Source organism: Methanocella conradii HZ254 (assembly GCF_000251105.1).
GTDB lineage: Archaea > Halobacteriota > Methanocellia > Methanocellales > Methanocellaceae > Methanocella > Methanocella conradii.
Genome location: NC_017034.1, coordinates 696,923 through 716,837, shown reverse-complemented (window position 1 = coordinate 716,837; position 19,915 = coordinate 696,923). Strand labels below are relative to the sequence as shown.

The window sequence follows — 19,915 nt, the reverse complement described above, 5'->3', positions numbered from 1 at the left end:
TATTAAGCGTAACCGGAGAATTGGATCCGGTCATGTTCTGGGTGGTCGCCCCGGGTTTCGGGACTAGTTTCATGAGGAGTATGCGCGGGCTAAAAAGAGACCACGAAACAGTGTCCGACCTGAATTTGAGCAACAATGGTAATGGCGAGGTTGGGAACTCTGGCGATGGGTTTATCGTGGGATATCCTGTGATGGTCCAGGCTCTCCTCTTCCCTGTAGCCCGTCGACACGCCCCCTAACGCTCCGAGTCTAGAAAACAACTTAACAACACCCATATAAGCCTGACAAGCAAAAAGAGGATGACGTCGACCTGTAGTATTTACTATACATGCTTTAAATAGAAAAACATTTTAATTTAAGGGTAATTCGTGGAGCGTATGCATTAGAATGCTAGGCTCAACACGCATACGCTCCAGCCCAAGCCTCCCCCCTACGAGGAGGTGAAAAGAGAAACCAGGCAAAACCAAAGTATACAATATGCAAGCCTAAAACTTGCGAGTGCAAGGGAGCGGATTCAGGCATCGGAAATGAGACACATCCTCATGAATCAAGGACAGAATGGACGAACAACAAAAAACAAGCCAAACATTGGAGGAAAAATATGAGATTTAAAAGCATAATAATGCTAGCATCAATCGCCATACTAGTGGCGACAGGAATAGGGAACGCGCTCGCAACGACATACACATACACCGGTGGTGATGGAATATTGAAAACAACGTACAATGGGCCTAACAGCGTAAGTTTGGATAAAACCGTGTCAGGATATGCGACTCCACGCTACGACGACGTGCTTCAATGGCTAAATACGTATAAAAATGCACAGGGCTCAGCAGTAATGGCATTTACTTCAGTAAATGTGCTAGGGTAGAGACATGAGGATTCAATTCTTATTTTTCATTTTGTTGAGGAGAGGCGGTTAATGTATATTAATAATGTGCTTATCATCGCAAAGAAGGAGTTTTCTGACCTGCTTAGTAATTGGATGATGCTGCTGGTACTTGCAGTGTATCTTATTATAATACTGGTAAATGTTTTTAATATTAATAATATGCTGGTAGCCGATAATGCTCCTATAATCCACGAGCTCTTTGGGGATAGTTATGGCGCTTATTTTGCGAGCTGCCTGTTCTGGGACCTGACGAAGTTCGGGTCCATCGTTGGGGTGATGATCGGCTGTCTTTCCATGGCCAACGAGAGGCATAACAATGCCTTAAACACTCTCCTCGTTAAGCCTTTATTTCGGGATACGATCATAAACGGTAAGCTGCTGGGGTCCATCGCGTTTATGGCGTTCATCATAGGCGTCACGCTAGTTTTTGACACGTCAGCATTATTCTTGTTCTGCGGTAATTATCTCGCACCCTTCCTGAGCGATTATGTATCAAGGCTTATCATCGTTTTTTTATTTGCCATTATCTATGTTATGTTTTTTTTAGCATTATCAATGCTGATATCCATACTGGTAAAGAGCCAGGCGTTTGCCATGATACTGGGCTTGATGGCGCTCTATATCTCCGAAATGATGAACGTCTACGAGTTCGCCTGGAACTTGTCTTCGCTTTTTCCGGGAGATAGGGGGTATACTACTAATCTAATCCTCAGCTTATCGCCTGATACCATGCTATGGTCTTTGTATCTTACGATTTTTAAGCCTTCCCTCGACTTTTTCAGCGCCCTGGCGCTAGCCATACCCTCCATCGAGGAGCTGTCACTCTTTATAGCGGTCGCCTGCATTTCAAGCTATATCGTTTTTACGAGGCGTGACGTTACATGAGCTTTAATTCGGTTTTTCTCGTCGCGAAAAACGAGTTTTATAGGACTATCTGGCATCCTGTGGTGATCATAGTCGGGATTATCGTGCTTTTTCTGGCCTTTGTTTACGGATATGGTAATACGGCGACCTTTGAGAGTTACGATGAAATGGATGCCTTTTTACTATGCTATTGCCAGAGCGAGTATCGTATCCTGCTAATCTGTAGTATTATGGCAGCGTTCCTCGGCGTCCTTTCAATGGCCCGGGATAGGTGGGAGCATAGCGTTAATGTGCTCCTCGTGAAGCCGCTCTATAGGAGAGACGTCATTCTGGGCAAGTTTATCGGCCTCAGCGGATATATCTACGTATTCGTCAGCGTCGCGCTGGTTTTTTCGACTTTAATGTTCATGCTCTTTTTCAGAGAGCCGTTGTCTTACATTGATTTGTTGTGCCGGCTATTATCCTATATTTTTATCCTATCATTGGAGTGCTCTCTAATCGTCGCGTTAACGATGCTCGTGGGGACTCTACTCAAAAATGTTATAGGGGCGGTTTCGGTTGTTGTCGTTTATGTTTATGCTGACTGGTTCAGGTACATAGTACAATATATGGGCGGCCTCTCAATCATAATGCCGAGGATGCTTTATCATAAGATGGCAGATCCTGTTAGTAGAGGTTATCCTCAAGAGCTATTTAACACTTTAATTCCGTTTACCACCTGGCTGAACGAGGCCATGCCCTATATTTTGCTCACGCTATTTGAGATCATATTGCTAATATTAATTAATTGTTTTATATTTGCGAGGTTAGACGATTCCTAGGATGGTCGAAAGAATATGAGAAAGAGTTGTGTTTTTCTGCTGGTACTGGTAATGCTTCAAGCTTTAGCGGCGCCATGTTACGCTTCTTCGCCGAGCGTTATATCGATTTCTGCGGGCGCGTCTCATTGCCTGGCGCTTACCAGTGATGGGAGCGTGCTGGCATGGGGAAATAACGATCACGGCCAGCTGGGCGATGGCACTACTGTGAGCGCTTCTACCCCGGTCAAGGCGAAAGGCCTGACCCATGTCGTAGCAATTGCGGCCGGGGCTTCCCACAGCCTCGCCCTCAAGGACGATGGAACGGTGTGGGCGTGGGGGGATAATTATAATGGAAACCTTGGGGATGGGACCACTGAGGACCGGCTCACGCCGGTACAGGTCGTCGGCTTGACGAATGTCAAGGCGATATCCGCGGGAATCATGACGAGTTTCGCGCTAAAGGACGATGGCACGCTATGGGCGTGGGGGGCTAACTCCCGTGGCGACCTGGGCGACGGTACGCTTGAAGATAGGCTAACGCCGGTACAGGCCAAAGTGCCCGCAAAAGTAGTGAAAATTGGCCATAAAGGCACTTTTGCGGTCACCGATGATGGGGACGTATGGGCATGGGGCAATAATGTGATCATCGTATTCGGCAATGATTCAATATGTGGGATGCTGGGGGATAATTATGGCCAGGTCAGGCCCACCCCTTTTCGGGTAGAGCAGCCCTCTAGCGTAAAAGAGATTACAAACGGTTTGGAACACGTTGTTTTTATAAAGGATGACGGGACGGTTTGGACGTGGGGCCTTAACGATAAAGGCCAGCTGGGCAATAATGCCAAAATCGACGATAAAACAGTAACTACTACGCCCGTTAAGGCTCTCGGCATTAATAACGTTAAAGACGTATCAGCAGGCTATTATTATTCGCTGGCCCTTAAAGATGATGGGAGCGTGTGGAAGTGGGGAGAAGACTATTATACCATTCCTAATATGCTGGGCGTTTACTCTAAACTCGTTTCCGCGCCAGAGCAAATCGGCGGGTTGAGCGGAATTATAGCCATTAGCTCGGGAAACTATTTTTATATAGCCCTTAAAAATGATGGGAGCGTGTGGGGGTGGGGGTATAACGAGAATGGCCAGCTAGGAAGCCATGCCAGCTTTGTATCAGCGCCAGTTAAAATTATCGGCGGCTCAACCCAGGCATCTACGCCAACAGCGTATATCTCCCCAAGCGCTAGCGTATCCGCTAATCCAAGTACTGCAGCGCCCACTAATACTCCAATAGTTCCATCCAGCGCGACGCCAGCTTACCCCGTATCGGCTTCACAGAACTGGCTTGACCTGAGACTCCTGGGCTTAATAGGCCTCATCATAATAGTCATAGGCGCCGCATACGTACTATTCACGAGAAAGTAGGCGATATAATCATTCGCGGGTAGCGGCCTTTATCGCGTCTCCCCGCATCTTATCCATCCAGATGCGGATGCCCAGGGCGCTCAGGGCTGCGATGGCCGCCGACCCGAAGTAAAGGATGGCCACGCTGAACATGTAAACGAGGCCCCCGACGGTTGGCCCCAGGATCCTGCCAAGGCTGTTGAACGAGCCGAGCACGCCCATCGTCGACCCCTGGTGCTCTGCATCAGTCCTCTTCGATACGAGCGTGTTCACGCAGGGGTTCACGAAACCCATGCCTATGCTTATCAGGCAATTGCATAATAGAAGCGTGGCCAGGTCGAATACGCCTACCAGGAGAGCCATTCCCACGGCGATCATGGCGAGGCCGGCCATGATAGTCTTTTCCTCGCCTATCCGCTGGACGACCCTGCCGATCAGTATCCCCTGGCATACCACGCTGATGGCCCCCATCAAGGTGAAGGTTATGCCCGTGACGTTGGGGCCGGTGAGCATGACGCTGGCGCCAAGGACCGGCATCCTCGAAGCGGCCTCCGACAGTCCGAACTTATCCATGACGTAATAGGACAATGTCCCGTCGATGCACGCCATCGCGAAGCTGACGAAGAACATCATGAAGAACAGGCCGCCAAGCGGCGTTTTTAGTGAGGAGATGAGGGGCGCCTTTTTCGCCCTGGCCGTCGGCCAGCCACTTTTCTTCGACTCGGGGAGGAACATGGCCCCGAACACGAAGGTGGCCATCGCGATCGCCGCCGCCGCGAAGAACGGCACGTTAAGGCCCCATATCGCGCAAACGCTTGAGATTGACGGCCCTATGATGATGCCGAGGCCGCTCGCCGCCCCCAGCATGCCCATCAGCCTTATGCGGCCCTCATGGTCCGTGATGTCCGCGATGTACGCCGTCACCGATGGGAATATGCCAGAGGCGCAAACCCCTGCGAGGGTCTGCGAGACGTATACCATCCATAGCTGAGTGGAAAAGCCCGTGATCGTGAACGATACGCCGAAGCCAAAGAGCCCCATAAGGATGACGGGCCTGCGCCCAATAAGGTCTGATATCCTGCCCCATAGCGGCGCGAACAGGAACTCCATGGCGGAGAACAGGGCCATCAGGATGCCAACGTCAAACGATGTGGCCCCCATGTCTCTCGTGAAATACGCCAGCACAGGCACGATGATGCCAAAGCCCAGCGTAAATATGAACATCGATATAAAAAGTACCATTATCTGGCGGTCTCTTAGTTCCATGAGGATTGCTCCTGCTCCATTTTTAGCGCCTTATCCCCTGGCACTGCCAGCGACATGAAGGCGGCGACTATTGTTATGAGAATTAGAGAGAGCACGCCGTTGAATATGCCAAAGTGGTCAGAGATGACGCCCGTGAGGAGGACGAGCAGGCCCCCGACGCCGTTGGCAAACCCTAAAATGAGGCCGCCAGCCATTCCCTGAGTCTTTGGAAGAAGCTCCTGTGCCTGGAGCACCGTGCCCGGGAACGCTGCGTAGATGAAGCCGCCAGCTATGGCCATGAACGGCCATACGAGCAAGTCGGGGCTGGTGAAGGCCAGGTAGAAGAATGGTATCGAGCCGAAGAATGAGGCCACCAGCACCTCTTTTTTGCCGTAACGGTCTGAGGCCCAGCCCCCAATGATGCCCCCTATGGCGTTTGCTATCAGGAAAATAAATAAAGTGATGCCCGGGGCAGCGTATGATATGTCGGCGCCCATGAATGTCCACCCATTGAAGTGCAGCGAAAAGTACAGCGGGATGAAGGTGATCATGCCCGTACAGACCCAGCTCCGCAGGGAGACGACCGTCACCAGCGTCCATAGCGGCACTTTCACCCGGCCCATGCACTGGAGCATCTGGCGAAGGTCGACGTGATTCCTCGCGCAGTCCTCCTCCATGTCGGGCGCATACCTGTAAAGCAGGTAGGACACGATGAGGCCGGGCCCGATCAGCAGGGGCAGCGAGTGCAGCCCAAACCAGCCCACTATCATGACTGCGAAGAGAGGCATGAGCGAGTAGCCTATGCTCCCGCCTGCGGCGAATATGGAGACCCCCACCCCTTTATGGTCTCCGCTCACTTTCGGAACCATGGCCGCCCCCTGGGGGTGAAACATGGCGGAGCCTACCCCCGCAAAGGCAACTATCGCCACGATGGCCGCGTAGCCGGGGGCAACCCCCAGCAGGCACATTAATATTGAAATCCAGGCAACACCCAGGGCGGCTATCCACTTCTTGCCATAGCTATCAGCTATAAAGCCAAATATGGGCTGAATCAGCGTCGACGTGACGGCAAACATCGAGGTCAGGCCGGCGGTCGCGGCATAGGAAAGACCGTACATCTCCTTAAAAATTGGCAATAGCGGGGGCAAAAGGTTTGCATAGACGTCCACCGTGAAGTGGCCCAGCCCTAACAAGAAAACCCTGAGCTTATCGAACCCATTATCGGCCGTTTTAACACCCCTGGAGGGATTACTGGATTGCCATGTATGGGCTGATACGATATAAAATTTAGCGGGCCTCAACCTCGCCCTCGATCCCCACGGCGGACAGGAACCTGCGGGTGACGGCCTCCTCGGCGAGCTTCAATAGGATAGCCCTGTCCTTTACGCCGCTGAACAGCCCCAGAGGAATCTGGGCCGCCGCCGTCTTATGGTGGCCCCCGGCCGAGCCGATATCGCCGAAGGCCTTCTGGACGACGTCGCCGATGTTTACGCGAATATCCTTACTCCTGGCCGATATGACGATGCGATCGTCTATGATGCCAAAGACGAGCACCGTGGAGATGCCCTCCAGCTTGAGAAGGTAGTCGGCGGCCTGGGGAAGAGTGTCCCTGTCATGGATAAACCCTACATTTGAGATGAGATAGCTCCCCTCAATCTTCTTATTCCTTATGGCTACTCCGAGGACGTCCATGGCCTCCGGGGACATCGATGGGGTCTCAATCTGCGCCAGCAAATCCTGATCGACGAACCCATACAGGTATGCCGCGGCGTTCAGGTCGGTCGCAGAGGTGTTCCGCTTGAACTCGCCGGTATCCGTCCTTATGCCATAGAGGAGGGCGGTGGCCAGGGTGCTGGACACCTCAAAGTCCAGCTCCTGGAGGTATCGGGCCATCATGGTCGAGGTCGCCCCCACGTCCGGCCTTATATCCACGAACTCGGCGTCGAGCTCCACGCCCTCCGGAAGCTGATGGTGGTCTATGACTATGTTGACGTGAGTGTCAGGAGGGAGAGAGTTGTTCTTCCCGGGCGTGTTGCAGTCCACGAGGGCTATGACGCCGTACTCCTTGGGCACGCCATCCGTGATGTGCACAAGCGGTATGTCGAGCAGGTTGACGAACGCCCTGGTCTCGTGGTGGCCGATTATGCCATAATAGAGGATGTCGGCGCTTTTTCCCAGGCTCTCTGCCATGGTCTTTAGGCAGAGGGCGCTGGCGAAGGCGTCGGAGTCGGGGTTATCGTGCACGATGATGGCCATGCGCTGCGACGGGTCGAGCGACTTCAGGTAGCTCATGAGCTGCCACGCCGCCCCCCTTAGCTCCATCTTTTGCAGCTCTCCAAGCGCTTCTTCCGCGACGATTGTGGGCGGGTGGAGCACGACGTCTGCGCCCGCCCTGTATAGCTCGTCTATGGTGAGCACGTCCAGGGCGCGCGCCATGATGAGCGGCGGCGGAGACAGGCTTTTCACGTATTCGAGCGCTTTCATGTTAGCTGCGTGGCTGTAGCTCAGGATGAACACGCACTCTGCACCCTTCAACGGCAGCCCCTTAAGCGTTGCTTGGGAGCCGATGTCCCCCTCTATCGCCTCGTAGTCCTGCTCTCTTAGCGCCTCAACCCGCGCCGGGTCCGAGTCCACGATGAGGAGCTCCTTGCTCGACTTCGCCAGCTCGCGAGCCAGGGCTACCCCAATGCTGCCTCCGCCCAGTATGAGATAAGAGTACTTTTGCCTGTGTACGGGTATCTCCCCTAGCTGTTTAGCCTGAACGATAAGCCCCCCATTCTAGACTTTTCATCTTTGTAAAAAGTGTTATAGGTATGATGTGAGGTGATATACTTTTCGCGTTTTGCTTTATACCACAATGTATATATCTTAGATGTGACTTATAAAAGGTTCGCTGCGCCTCATCATGTAGTGTTGTGACGGCGCCGTTTTTGTGTCTTGGGCCCTTGGCTCAGTCAGGCAGAGCGGCGGACTCTTAATCCGCATGCCATGGGTTCAAATCCCATAGGGCCCGCTACGATAAAAAGTTTTGAAAGGCTGGCAGAAAACTTTTTTTAAAAATGGGGGGTCCACGAGGTATAAAATGAAAATGACACTGACACCCCAACTTTTATAACCAAATATGTTGTTTATGTACTACCATCAAGGTGGAATAATGCAATTACTACTCATCCATTCAGACTTCATAGAGTACGAGGCCAGGAAGAGCACGCCGGTCGCGGAGAAGATAAGCGAGCCGAAGGACAGGATGGAGGACGCACTCGTCGCCTTTATAGCGGTGGAAAAGCAAGACGAGGCAAATCCAAAGTACGTAGTGGAGAAGGGCGCAGAAGCAATAGCCGGCGTGGCCGGACAGGTCAAGGCCAACCGTATAATGCTCTATCCTTACGCGCATTTAAGCTCAAGTTTATCCTCACCAAAGGTGGCCGTCGAAGTCCTCACGGCGCTTGAAGAGGCGATGAAATCGAAGGGATACGAGGTCAAGCGCGCCCCCTTCGGCTGGTACAAGGCCTTTACCATAAAGTGCAAGGGGCACCCGCTCTCCGAGCTCTCCCGCACCATCCGCCCTGAGGGCGCGGAGTCTATCAGCATCTGCGCAGGGGAAAAGCCAGAGGCTGTCTCGGAGGCACTGAAGGCAGAGGAGAAGCTAAAGAGCTATTTCTATGTGCTGGACGTGGATGGCAAGCTTAAGGACCCGAAGGCGTTCGACTATAAGGGCCACGAGAAGCTAAAGGCCTTTGTGGACTATGAGATGGCAAAGAAGCGCGCAGTGGACAGGGTGCCGCCACACGTCGAGCTCATGAGGCGGCTCGAGCTGGCCGACTACGAGCCAGGCAGCGATCCTGGAAACATGCGGTTCTACCCGAAGGGCAGGATGGTCAAAAGCCTCCTGGAGAGCTTCGTGCTCATGGAGGCGGCGAAGAAGGGGGCTATGGAGGTAGAGACCCCCATCATGTACGACATGGAGCACCCGACGCTAAAGAAGTACCTGGACAGGTTCCCGGCCCGCCAGTACACCGTGGTCGCGGACAAGAAAAACCTGTTCCTGCGGTTCGCCGCGTGCTTCGGCCAGTTTTTGATGAGCCACGACATGACCATAAGCTACAGGAACCTGCCCCTGAAGATGATAGAGCTCACAAGGTACTCCTTCAGGAAGGAGCAGAGGGGAGAGCTTGTCGGGCTTCGCCGCCTCAGGGCCTTCACGATGCCGGACATGCACACACTGTGCGCGGACATGAGCGCCGCCATGGAGGAGTTCAGGGACCAGTATGAGATGTGCATCAACACGCTTGACAGGATTGGCCTCACCCTGGACGACTATGAGGTCGCCATCCGCTTCACGAAGGAGTTCTACGAAAACAACAGGGGCTTCATAGAGGGGCTGGTGAAGAGGGCTGGCAAGCCAGTCCTGGTCGAGATGTGGGACCAGCGGTTCTTCTACTTCGTGCTGAAGTTCGAGTTTAATTTCATAGACTCGCTGGATAAGGCGAGCGCCCTCTCCACGGTGCAAATCGATGTAGAGAACGCCGAGCGGTACGACATCGCCTATACGGACCAGGATGGGGCGAAGAGGCGGCCGGTCATTCTGCACTGTTCGCCCTCGGGCGCAATCGAGCGGTGCATCTATGCATTATTAGAGAAGGAGTTCATGGAGGGCGAGCGGGGCCTGGTGCCCATGCTGCCCGTGTGGCTCTCGCCCACCCAGGTGCGCATAATTTCATTGAGCGACAGGCACGTCGAGCGCTGCAGGGAGCTGGCCAAAAAGCTGGGCGGATTCAGGGTTGATATAGACGACAGGGAGGAGACCGTTAATAAGAAGGTCAGGGACGCCGCCAAGGAGTGGGTCCCATACGTGGTCACCATAGGGGATGCCGAGATGGGCAAGGACAGGCTCCCTGTGGTGGTCCGCAGCGAGTCCAGCCCAGGCAAGCCTGCCAGGGTCGAGATGACCATCGAGGAATTGATAAAGCGCCTCAGGGATGAGGTAAACGCCATGCCGGCGAGGCCGCTGCCCCTGGCGGAGAGCCTTGCGAAGCGCCCCAAGTTCGTCGGAAGCATATAAAGGCGTCGCCGCATGACTTATAGGGCGGCTTTTTCTGGCGATTATGCTGAAAATTTTTATAAACCTATGAGTTTAATCTTCGTCCATGGCCTCATAAGAGGCCATGGCATAAAATAAACCTGTGTAGCAGATAAGTGTGGGTTTGAGGAAGGATGGAAAGCCCCCGGGCTGGTCTGGAGCGAGCGAGCCGCCTCTCCAGCCCGGAACCACAATAATGAAAAGGAGCCATCAAAATACACGTATTTTCCGTAACTGCTCAGCCTGTGGGTCTCTTCTATCTTAGGATATGGTTTGTGGTGTGTAGGGGTGTCTTTCGAATGTTTTGACAAGGGAGGCTGATATTGGCTGATTTTTCTTTTTCAGGGTTGACATATCCTCTGATCCGGCAGAGCCACGCCGCGCCATAGTCGCTTCGGCTTGTGCCGCTGCTCTTTTGCTGGAGTTTTACGATAGCAGAGGCCATGGAGCGGAGAAGGCCCACGAGCTTTAGCCATGGGAGCAGTCACCATCTCGAGTCTTCCTTTAGGTATACGCTGGCACCTATAGCGTTGATTCTTTCAGCGTTCGCGCGAATCGCGTCATATCACGTCGCCTCATGTGCCGTTTGGTATGGTGGCCCATTGGCCTTTTCCATGTACTTCGATATATTGGACATATGGGTCTTTGGATGCACGGTCAATGAAGCCTTTCACATCCTTCGTCTCGTACGAGACCCATTGTAGCCGCAGGTTTGTCTCGGTTAGGTCGATCGGTTTTCCCCCGTACTTCTCGCCGAACTCATCTAGCGATGGCGGGAGCCTCCAGAAGCCTACGCAGACCCTGTCAGGTATGACTTCGACACCTTTCTTCTCAAGATCTTCCGGGTATATTAGCCGAGGCGTCATATCGATCTCTTGTCTTGGGTCCACGAACATGTACGTGTCCCTTTTAACAGATTCTACCCGAGGATCTTTAGAGATCCTTTCGATAGCCAGCGCAGTCTTCTCGCTTACCACGCCACCAACCATCACCGGGTCAGATTCGAACGCCGCCATCCTAATATCCCCCTTAACAAAAACCGGCGAGACGCCATAAGAGGACGCGAACTCGCCCACCGACACAGGCATCTCCTTGAAATAGACGATCACAACTTCTCTATATACAGGCACATTAAAGGGCATTGATGTATTAACGTCACTTAACCCATCGCTTGTGACATTTGAAGTCAACGACAGGTTAAAACTATCCACCGGCGTAAACGTGAACGACCCCACACCCGATGCATTGGCGCCTTTTGGCAGTTGATTATCGTCCGCTATCTTCGACGGGTTCCATATGATGATAGATGCGAGAATTACTATGAGAAGCAACGCTATAAGCGACAACATGGACAAGAAGTGTTTCTGCAGCCACTCGTTCATATCTAACCCTCCGTAGTAAATCGATCTTTATATTTTTAGTACACGAATCGCAACATGGCAAACTCTCCGATTCCGCTTTGTGAGTATACCGTGCTATAGAATGTTCCTGTACCGTACACAGGGCCAACGATTTCCTGTGCTGCAGGGGTTTCGCTCTTCGCATCATATACATATGGTGAAGCTATCTGGTTCCATTTTACTGCTAGGTCGAAGTTACATCCATCAGGGCCCGAGTTGAAAGCATATCCTTTACCCCAGCCCTGACCTCCACTGTAATAACCGTAACCTTGCTGGAGAGTATCGGCAACGAAGCTACCATCTGTCGGGGCTCCGCTAATCGAACACAATTTGAAGTTACCGCCTCCACTAAATGCGTATACTAAGATATATAACGTTCCTGAGCCTCTGGTTAAAGCACGTTCTAGAGAATAATTGCTGCCACTGGCCGCATCGTAACTTGAGAGCGTGGGTGGTGAGTTCCATTTAAGTAATATATCAAGATTCGAGTTTTCATTGCCAACCATAATCGTATCGACATATGAGTCCGCAGGAACGTAAAGGGAAGTCTGTGCCGCATAGCCACTTCCTGGCAAATTACCGGTTCCAACGGCTCGCATTTGACCATACATCACTGCACCATAAGCGTTCACGATACCATAGCCAAACTGATCATCACGTCCCGAAGCGCCACGATCATCAGCAGAGTTATATAAATACGTAAGTATTCTATCCCTGAGAGTCGTAGGATTCTGAGACCATACGAGGGCCGCCACCCCAGAAACCATCGCTGCCGCCGGAGAGGTACCATCTATAGCAGCATACATACTGCCCATACTAGTGGTACCAATATCTACTCCAGGCGCCGATAGGTCTACAGTAGGGCCAAAGTTAGAAAACGATGCAAGTTGATCTGATCGATCTGTTGCACTTACGCCGATTACATTATCGTAACCTGCAGGATATAAGGTATTATTGGACGCATAATTACCTGCTGCAGCTACTAGAATGCATCCGGCAGAATAAGCATTTGCTATACTCGTTCTTACATTGATATAGTCACTAGAGAACCCAAAGCTCATGCTAATAATTTTTGCACCATGATTTACTGCATAATCTATTCCTCGGCTTGTCGCGTCGGGATCTGGGCCGTAGATGTCGCCGTTTTTTATTGGTAATATTTTTGATTTAGACATGCCAGCATACCCAATACCATTGTTCCATGACGATCCTATAACACCAGCCATGGCTGTGCCATGTCCGTAGTCGTCACTAGGGTCGCTATCGTTGTTGAGACAATCATATCCATCGTTAGTAAAACGTCCTGTAAGGTCTGGATGATCAAGCTGGACTCCTGAATCTATCAGTCCTACAATAATACTCTCGCTACCAGTTTGATAGGTCCATGCTTCAGGTGCATATACACGCCTTTGGCCCCACGTGTATGTGTAATTTTGACTGCTACTGTTCCAATATTCGTCGTTTGGTATGGTGGCCCATTGGCCTTTTCCATGTACTTCGATATATTGGACATATGGGTCTTTGGATGCACGGTCAATGAAGCCTTTCACATCCTTCGTCTCGTACGAGACCCATTGTAGCCGCAGGTTTGTCTCGGTTAGGTCGATCGGTTTTCCCCCGTACTTCTCGCCGAACTCATCTAGCGATGGCGGGAGCCTCCAGAAGCCTACGCAGACCCTGTCAGGTATGACTTCGACACCTTTCTTCTCAAGATCTTCCGGGTATATTAGCCGAGGCGTCATATCGATCTCTTGTCTTGGGTCCACGAACATGTACGTGTCCCTTTTAACAGATTCTACCCGAGGATCTTTAGAGATCCTTTCGATAGCCAGCGCAGTCTTCTCGCTTACCACGCCACCAACCATCACCGGGTCAGATTCGAACGCCGCCATCCTAATATCCCCCTTAACAAAAACCGGCGAGACGCCATAAGAGGACGCGAACTCGCCCACCGACACAGGCATCTCCTTGAAATAGACGATCACAACTTCTCTATATACAGGCACATTAAAGGGCATTGATGTATTAACGTCACTTAACCCATCGCTCGTGACATTTGAAGTCAACGACAGGTTAAAACTATCCACCGGCGTAAACGTGAACGACCCCACACCCGATACATTAGGTTCAACGGCACCTGCTGACGATGCGATCGTGGCAGTAGCGACCATTAGGGCTATACTTAAAATAATACAAGTTTGTATTATCTTGCTAATAATTCAATTCCTCCAGGTCTTTCTTTTCGGTTGGAGTCAAGCCAGAGAAGCTATAAATATGAAATATGCTTACACTGCTATGCCTCTATAGGCCATGGTCTCCGACATTCTCGGGACGAGCGGTCGGGGCCCGTGTGACACTTAATCAAGTGTTAGAATAATAATCTATTGAAAAATATTTATAGCTTCTCTCACAATCAGTGAACCAAATCAACCCGTTGATGAGCCGTTTGGCGCAGGTGTAAAGCATGAAAAGCGTGTTTTTGTTTTTTGGTGTTGGTGTCCTCATTAGCCCGATTTTTTTCATGATAGCGAAACAAGCCCTATGCAGCCCGATTTGCAAATGTCTTTCATAAGACACAGAATAAGAACGAGAGTAAAAACAGAACTAACACTCGTGGCAAGACAAATCTAGGCATTCCACCAGATAACTCAAAAGAAAAACACCAGGCAGGGCTGGTCTGGAGCGAGCGAGCCGCCTCTCCAGCCCGGAACCACAACTTTTTCATGTATGTTACATAATATGTCACATAATCATTAAATATGCGCTCAGCTTTAATTTATTTTATATGAATGTTACATATTATGTAACATCAGCTTGAAGGTTCCCCAGATGTACGCGCCGGAGTGGATGCTTGAAAAGGCCAAGGTCGTAGCGGGCGAGATAGTGAACGCCGAAGACCGGGGCGCGATAATCCAGGCCTACAGGGAGAAGATGGACCTCACCCAGGAGCAGCTTAGCCGGATCATGCGGCTCCGCCGGGAGACCATTTCCCGCATAGAGCATGGCAAGGTGACGCCCACCCTCGCCTTCATCCACACATTCTCGGGCATCGCGACGCTGATGGAGGCCGTAAAGTCTTACCGCTCGATGAACCGGGCCGTCGAATACCTTTATTTTATCAGGATCGGGGCGGAGCTCGGCGTCCCCCAGGAAAACGTCGTGTCAATCGTGGACACGGCCTTAATGAACTATGAAAAGAAGCGCAGGAAGGCTATACGCTTTCTGGAGAGATGATAATGGCTAAGACAAAAGCGATCATGAGAGAGGTAACCATGCCATCCAAAAAGCTAGTCGTATGGCTTGAAGAAGTAAGGAATACGGACATCCCCATCGTAGGGGGTAAGGGCGCAAGCCTTGGAGAGATGATAAGCGCAGAGCTCCCCGTGCCGAGGGGGTTCGTGGTGACGGCCCAGGCGTTCAGGGAATTTTTGGAGTCCACGGGAATTGCGGAAAAGCTGTTCGAGGGCCTGAAAGTGGACGTGGATGACGCGAAGGCGCTTGACAGGGCGGCCTCTGAGGCGAAAAAGCTGATACTCGACACGCCCATGCCCGAGAGCATAGAGAAGGCTATCAGGGAGTACTACGCGGCGCTGTGCAAGAGAGAAGGGGGGGAGGTTTACGTTGCCGCCAGGTCGAGCGCAACCGCTGAGGACCTGCCGGAGGCCAGCTTCGCCGGCCAGCAGGAGACCTTCCTGAACGTGAGGGGCGCCGACGACCTGGTTAAGGCGGTTCACGACTGCTGGGCGTCGCTGTACGGCGCCAGGGCCATCTACTACAGGGTCAAGCAGAGCTTCCCCCACGAGCACGTCAACATCGCCGTGGTCGTGCAGGTAATGGTCGATGCCGAGGAGGCGGGAGTGATGTTCACCTCCCACCCGACGACGGGCGAGGACGTGACCATAATAGAGGCGGCGTGGGGCCTGGGCGAGTCGGTGGTCTCAGGGGCGGTGTCGCCGGACACTTACATGGTGAATAATAAGGACTTCAGCATAGCCCAGAAAAAGATCGCCACCAAGCAGACCATGATAATCCGGGATAAGAAGACGAGAAAGAGCAAGAAAATAGAGGTGCCCGAGGAGAAGAAGAACGCCCAGGTTTTGCCCGACGATATCATCGTAAGGCTGGCCAAGCTCGGGCAAATCGTGGCCGAGCACTATGGCAAGCCCCAGGACATCGAATGGGCCGTGAAGGATGGGGAGATCTACCTGCTCCAGTCGCGGCCAATCACCACCATCCAGAAACGTGAGGCGAAAGGAGGGCTGGCTGCGGGGGAGGTCATCTTAGAGGGCCTGGGGGCATCGCCGGGCGTCGCCAGCGGCAAGGTCAAGATAGTCCAGAGCATGGGCGAGCTGGACAAGGTGCTGGACGGCGATATACTTGTTACAAAGATGACCACGCCGGACATGGTGCCGGCCATGAAGCGCTCAGCGGCAATAATCACAGATGAGGGGGGCATGACCTGCCACGCGGCCATCGTGTCCCGCGAGCTAGGCACCCCGGCGGTGGTGGGCACCATGGATGCCACCAGGGTGCTGCAGGACGGCCAGGTTGTGACAGTGGACGGGGAGAAGGGCCACGTTTTGCTTGGTTCCCTCAAGAAGCCCGAGGAGAAAGCCCGCGAGGAGGCGAAGGCTACCGTTGCCCCGGCCACAAAGCCGATAACCGCCACCGAGGTCAAGGTCAACGTGTCCATACCCGAGGCGGCGGAGCGGGCGAAGGCCACCCTGGCTGACGGCGTGGGCCTGCTCAGGATAGAGCACATGATACTGGGGCTGAACACCCACCCGAAGGTCTACATCGAGAGCGGCCGCTCCGATGAGTACGTCGCCGAGCTCGTGAAGGGCATCCGCACCGTGGCGGACGCCTTCTACCCGAAGCCCGTGTGGGTGAGGACCCTCGACGCCCCGACGGACGAGTTCAGGGCGATGAAGGGCGGCGAAGGGGAGCCATATGAGCACAACCCCATGCTCGGCATGAGGGGGATCCGCCGCGACCTGAGGGAGACGGAGCACTTCAAGCTCGAGATGGCCGCCTTTAAGAAATTGTTCGAGATGGGCTACGACAACATCGGAATCATGCTCCCGCTCGTCCAGCACCCGCGGGAGCTGCGCCGTGCCAAGGAGCTCATGGCGGAGTGTGGCATCGACCTGGAGAAGGTTGACGTCGGCATAATGGTCGAGATCCCGGCCTCCGCAATAATCATCGATGAATTTATTAAGGAGGGCATCGATTTCGTATCGTTCGGCACTAACGACCTGACCCAGTACACGCTTGCCGTGGACCGTAATAACGAGCTGGTCGCAGACCTTTACGATGAAATGCACCCCGCCGTGCTAAAGCTTATCGAGTACGTCATCGAGCGGTGCAGCAAGGCGGGCGTGAAGACCTCGATATGTGGCCAGGCGGGCAGCAGGCCCGAGGTGGCCCGCAGGCTCGTGGCAATGGGCATCACGAGCATTTCCGCAAACATAGACGCTGTCGAGGCGGTCAGGGAGATGGTCGCGAGGACCGAGCACGAGATAATTCTAGAAGCTGCCAGGAAAAAAGTGGTGTAAGCCGTGATGGAGCGTGGGGTCGAGGAGGAGCGAATACTCGAGGAGCTCGAGGATGCGGCGCGGCGCAACATACCGTATGGGCGGGTGCTCAGCTCGATGTGCACCGTCCCACACCCCATCGCCTTGAAAGCGTGTAAGAGGTTCATCGTCTCCAACCTTGGCGACCCCAAGCTTTTTCCCGGGACGGCCTCGCTCGAGCGTGCCTGTATCGGCATGCTTGGCGAGCTTTTACATTTACCCTCGGCGTCGGGCTACATAACTACGGGGGGCACCGAGAGCAACATCCAGGCGCTGCGCACCGCGAGGCAGCTGAAGAAAGCTGACCCTGGCAGGGCGAACATCGTCCTTCCTGAGTCGGCGCATTACTCCTTTGATAAGGCGGCCCAGATGCTGGGCGTCACCCTGAGGAGGGCGCCCCTGGACGACGAGCTAAAGGTCAACGTGGATGCCATGAGGGAGCTCATCGATAGGGATACCATAGCCCTCGTAGCCGTTGCGGGCACCACGGAGTTCGGGCAGGTGGACCCAATAGAGGAGATAAGCGGCCTGGCCCAGGACGAGGGGCTGTTCCTCCACGTGGACGCGGCGTTCGGCGGCTTCGTCATACCATTCCTCGAAGACCCCTCGAGGTACAGGTTTGACTTCGAGCTTCCGGGCGTCATGTCCGTCGCCATCGACCCCCATAAGATGGGCATGAGCACGATACCGTCCGGTGGCCTTCTATACAGGGAGGAGGGCCACATGAGGGCGCTGGAGATAAGCGCCCAGTACCTGACGTCTCAGGTGCAGTTCTCGCTTGCAGGCACGAGGAGCGGCGCTTCGGCGGCGGCCACCTACGCGGTCATGCGGCACCTGGGCAGGGAGGGCTACAGGCGAATCGTGTCAGAGTGCATGGCCAACACAAAGCTGCTATATGATAGGCTTAAAGCTATGGGCCTGGAGCCCGTGATAAAGCCAGTGCTGAACATCGTAACCTTTAAGGTGCCGGATGCCCAGAGGGTGAGAAAACGGCTATGTGACATGAACTGGTACGTTTCAACGACCTCCCGCCCCGAGGCGCTCAGGATGGTCGTCATGCCGCACGTCACCCGTGAGGTCATCGAGGCCTACGTAGCCGACCTAAAAAAAGTGCTGGACGTGGTTTGATGCTGAAAAATCTTAAAGAGACGATGAAAAACGCCCCCATCGTGAGGAGGGGCACGTATAACTATTTCATCCATCCCATCTCAGACGGCGTGCCATTGGTGAGGCCCGAGCTTTTACGGGAGGTCATCGCCTGCATCGTTAAGAACGCCAACCTGGAAGTCGATAAGATAGTGACGGTTGAGGCGATGGGCCTGCCCCTCGGCGCGGCCCTCTCGACGATGACGGATATACCTTTTATCATCATCCGCAAGCGTAAGTATGAGCTCCCCGGCGAGATAGCGGTCCATCAGGCCACGGGCTACTCCAAGGGCGAGCTTTACCTGAACGGCATCAATAAGGGCGACCGCGTGCTTATCGTCGATGACGTCATAAGCACGGGTGGCACCATGAAGGCGGTCATCCAGGCCCTGGAGCAGGCTGGCGCCATCATCGAGGATATCGTGGTAGTCATAGAGAGGGGCGAGGGGAGAAAGGTCATCGAGGACATGGGCTATAGGGTCCAGACCATTATAAAGATTGACGTGGACGAGCATGGCGTGAAAATCCTGGGTTGTATTGACGATAAATTATGAGCACGCTGACAATAGGCCATCTTTCTACGGTTTATCATACGTCTTTTATACTTGAGGGCACGGATTGGCTGCGGAATATGGGGATAGACGCCAGGTGGAAGCTCTTCGCCTCTGGCCCCGACATCGTGAAGGCGTTCGAGGGCGAGGAGATAGATATAGGCTATATCGGGCTTCCGCCGGTAATCATAGGCATCACGAGGGGCGTGCCCCTCAAGTGTATCGCGGGCGGCCACGTGGAGGGCACGGTCATGCTGGCCCAGAAGGAGTATAAGGGGTTGGGCGAACTGGGGGACATTGCAGCGGTTCTCGCACAGTTCAAGGGAAAGGCGATAGGCACCCCGCCCAGGGGCTCAATCCATGACGTCATAGCCAGGGACCTCATAGCAAGGCTTGGGTATGATATCGAGGTGAGGAACTACCCGTGGGCCGATTTCGTGCTGGACGCGCTGGTAGATAGGAAGATACCGGCCGCCATGGGCACCCCGCCCCTCGTGGTGGCCGCGAGGCGTTTCTGCGGCGCAAGGATTATAATTCCTCCCGGCCGGCTCTGGCCGAACAACCCCAGCTATGGCATCGTGGCGAGGGAGGAGCTTTTAAGGGAGGAGGATGCAATCCTTCGCTTCCTCGAAGCGCATGAGAGGGCCTGTAACTTCATCCGGGAGAGGCCCGCAGAGGCGGCGAGAATTGTGGCGCGCCTCACAGGGATAGTGGACGAAGGGTTCGTGCTCGAGGCGTACCGTATATCCCCAAAGTATTGCGCGGCGCTCTCGCCAGAGTACATCGAGTCTACTATGGGCTTCGTAGAAGCGCTAAAAGGCCTTGGATACATTTCTCGTTCCGTGTCAAAGGATGAGATATTCGATACCCGATTCATCGAAAAAACCCATCCAGAGCGTCCCCACTATGGCATGTGAACAAGAAAACCCTTAAATATTAATAATCGTAATAGGTCGGGGTATT

The 19,915-nt window shown here is 53.4% G+C and carries 16 protein-coding genes and 1 tRNA gene; 12 read left to right on the top strand and 5 right to left on the bottom strand.

Going from position 1 to position 19,915, the window contains the following annotated elements:
* Positions 1-80 precede the first annotated feature (80 nt).
* From MTC_RS13255 to MTC_RS03570, 5 genes are all read left to right on the top strand, one after another.
* Positions 81-239, top strand: a complete 159-nt coding sequence (locus MTC_RS13255) for a hypothetical protein (protein ID WP_158308480.1) — start codon at positions 81-83, stop codon at positions 237-239.
* 362 nt (positions 240-601) lie between these two features.
* Positions 602-871, top strand: coding sequence for a hypothetical protein (locus tag MTC_RS13020; RefSeq protein WP_014405314.1), 270 nt, complete (start codon positions 602-604; stop codon positions 869-871).
* Positions 872-922: 51 nt separating this feature from the next.
* Positions 923-1,777 (top strand): ABC transporter permease, encoded by an 855-nt coding sequence (locus tag MTC_RS03580; protein WP_014405313.1) that lies wholly within the window; start codon positions 923-925, stop codon positions 1,775-1,777.
* Positions 1,774-2,577, top strand: coding sequence for an ABC transporter permease (locus MTC_RS03575; RefSeq protein ID WP_014405312.1), 804 nt, complete (start codon positions 1,774-1,776; stop codon positions 2,575-2,577). Before MTC_RS03580 ends, MTC_RS03575 begins: the two co-directional genes overlap by 4 nt.
* Positions 2,578-2,592: 15 nt before the next feature.
* The gene (locus MTC_RS03570; RefSeq protein ID WP_014405311.1) at positions 2,593-3,978 is read left to right on the top strand and encodes an RCC1 domain-containing protein; all 1,386 of its coding nucleotides are present in this window, start codon (positions 2,593-2,595) and stop codon (positions 3,976-3,978) included.
* Positions 3,979-3,987: 9 nt separating this feature from the next.
* On the opposite strand, the gene MTC_RS03565 is transcribed toward MTC_RS03570, so the two are convergent.
* The 3 genes from MTC_RS03565 to MTC_RS03555 are packed head-to-tail and all read right to left on the bottom strand — an operon-like array spanning position 3,988 to position 7,941.
* A complete protein-coding gene (locus MTC_RS03565) occupies positions 3,988-5,223 on the bottom strand; it encodes a tetracycline resistance MFS efflux pump (RefSeq protein WP_014405310.1) in 1,236 nt (411 codons plus the stop codon).
* On the bottom strand, positions 5,214-6,503 hold the full coding sequence (locus MTC_RS03560) for an MFS transporter (RefSeq protein WP_014405309.1): 1,290 nt from the start codon (positions 6,501-6,503) through the stop codon (positions 5,214-5,216). Before MTC_RS03560 ends, MTC_RS03565 begins: the two co-directional genes overlap by 10 nt.
* Positions 6,490-7,941, bottom strand: a complete 1,452-nt coding sequence (locus MTC_RS03555; RefSeq protein WP_081476786.1) for a DHH family phosphoesterase — start codon at positions 7,939-7,941, stop codon at positions 6,490-6,492. Before MTC_RS03555 ends, MTC_RS03560 begins: the two co-directional genes overlap by 14 nt.
* A gap of 200 nt (positions 7,942-8,141) precedes the next feature.
* Between MTC_RS03555 and MTC_RS03550 the strand changes: the two genes are divergently transcribed.
* Together MTC_RS03550 and MTC_RS03545 are read left to right on the top strand one after the other, a co-directional pair.
* Positions 8,142-8,215 (top strand) — tRNA-Lys (locus MTC_RS03550).
* Positions 8,216-8,356: 141 nt separating this feature from the next.
* Entirely contained in the window at positions 8,357-10,264 is a 1,908-nt protein-coding gene (locus MTC_RS03545) for a threonine--tRNA ligase (RefSeq protein WP_014405307.1), read from the top strand.
* A 593-nt stretch (positions 10,265-10,857) separates the two neighbouring features.
* On the opposite strand, the gene MTC_RS03540 is transcribed toward MTC_RS03545, so the two are convergent.
* Positions 10,858-11,664 (bottom strand): hypothetical protein, encoded by an 807-nt coding sequence (locus MTC_RS03540; protein WP_014405306.1) that lies wholly within the window; start codon positions 11,662-11,664, stop codon positions 10,858-10,860.
* A 35-nt stretch (positions 11,665-11,699) separates the two neighbouring features.
* Positions 11,700-13,748 (bottom strand): S8 family peptidase, encoded by a 2,049-nt coding sequence (locus MTC_RS12600; RefSeq protein WP_158308479.1) that lies wholly within the window; start codon positions 13,746-13,748, stop codon positions 11,700-11,702.
* A gap of 748 nt (positions 13,749-14,496) precedes the next feature.
* Between MTC_RS12600 and MTC_RS03525 the strand changes: the two genes are divergently transcribed.
* From MTC_RS03525 to MTC_RS03505, 5 genes are read left to right on the top strand one after another with little or no spacing between them, the layout of a single operon-like run.
* Positions 14,497-14,916, top strand: a complete 420-nt coding sequence (locus tag MTC_RS03525) for a helix-turn-helix domain-containing protein (protein WP_237705960.1) — start codon at positions 14,497-14,499, stop codon at positions 14,914-14,916.
* A gap of 2 nt (positions 14,917-14,918) precedes the next feature.
* Complete coding sequence (gene ppsA / locus MTC_RS03520; RefSeq protein WP_014405303.1) at positions 14,919-17,237, top strand: phosphoenolpyruvate synthase; 2,319 nt, start codon at positions 14,919-14,921, stop codon at positions 17,235-17,237.
* A 6-nt stretch (positions 17,238-17,243) separates the two neighbouring features.
* Positions 17,244-18,383, top strand: coding sequence for a tyrosine decarboxylase MfnA (gene mfnA, locus MTC_RS03515; RefSeq protein WP_014405302.1), 1,140 nt, complete (start codon positions 17,244-17,246; stop codon positions 18,381-18,383).
* A complete protein-coding gene (hpt, locus tag MTC_RS03510) occupies positions 18,383-18,955 on the top strand; it encodes a hypoxanthine/guanine phosphoribosyltransferase (protein ID WP_014405301.1) in 573 nt (190 codons plus the stop codon). Before mfnA ends, hpt begins: the two co-directional genes overlap by 1 nt.
* Entirely contained in the window at positions 18,952-19,869 is a 918-nt protein-coding gene (locus tag MTC_RS03505) for an ABC transporter substrate-binding protein (protein WP_014405300.1), read from the top strand. Before hpt ends, MTC_RS03505 begins: the two co-directional genes overlap by 4 nt.
* Positions 19,870-19,915 lie beyond the last annotated feature (46 nt).

Coding starts and splice junctions, on each gene's coding strand:
- MTC_RS03505 (WP_014405300.1), top strand. CDS start 18,952: ATGAGCACGCTGACAATAGGCCATCTTTCTACGGTTTATCATACGTCT.
- MTC_RS13255 (WP_158308480.1), top strand. CDS start 81: ATGCGCGGGCTAAAAAGAGACCACGAAACAGTGTCCGACCTGAATTTG.
- ppsA (WP_014405303.1), top strand. CDS start 14,919: ATGGCTAAGACAAAAGCGATCATGAGAGAGGTAACCATGCCATCCAAA.
- MTC_RS13020 (WP_014405314.1), top strand. CDS start 602: ATGAGATTTAAAAGCATAATAATGCTAGCATCAATCGCCATACTAGTG.
- mfnA (WP_014405302.1), top strand. CDS start 17,244: ATGGAGCGTGGGGTCGAGGAGGAGCGAATACTCGAGGAGCTCGAGGAT.
- hpt (WP_014405301.1), top strand. CDS start 18,383: ATGCTGAAAAATCTTAAAGAGACGATGAAAAACGCCCCCATCGTGAGG.
- MTC_RS03570 (WP_014405311.1), top strand. CDS start 2,593: ATGAGAAAGAGTTGTGTTTTTCTGCTGGTACTGGTAATGCTTCAAGCT.
- MTC_RS03575 (WP_014405312.1), top strand. CDS start 1,774: ATGAGCTTTAATTCGGTTTTTCTCGTCGCGAAAAACGAGTTTTATAGG.
- MTC_RS03565 (WP_014405310.1), bottom strand. CDS start 5,223: ATGGAACTAAGAGACCGCCAGATAATGGTACTTTTTATATCGATGTTC.
- MTC_RS03545 (WP_014405307.1), top strand. CDS start 8,357: ATGCAATTACTACTCATCCATTCAGACTTCATAGAGTACGAGGCCAGG.
- MTC_RS03580 (WP_014405313.1), top strand. CDS start 923: ATGTATATTAATAATGTGCTTATCATCGCAAAGAAGGAGTTTTCTGAC.
- MTC_RS03540 (WP_014405306.1), bottom strand. CDS start 11,664: ATGAACGAGTGGCTGCAGAAACACTTCTTGTCCATGTTGTCGCTTATA.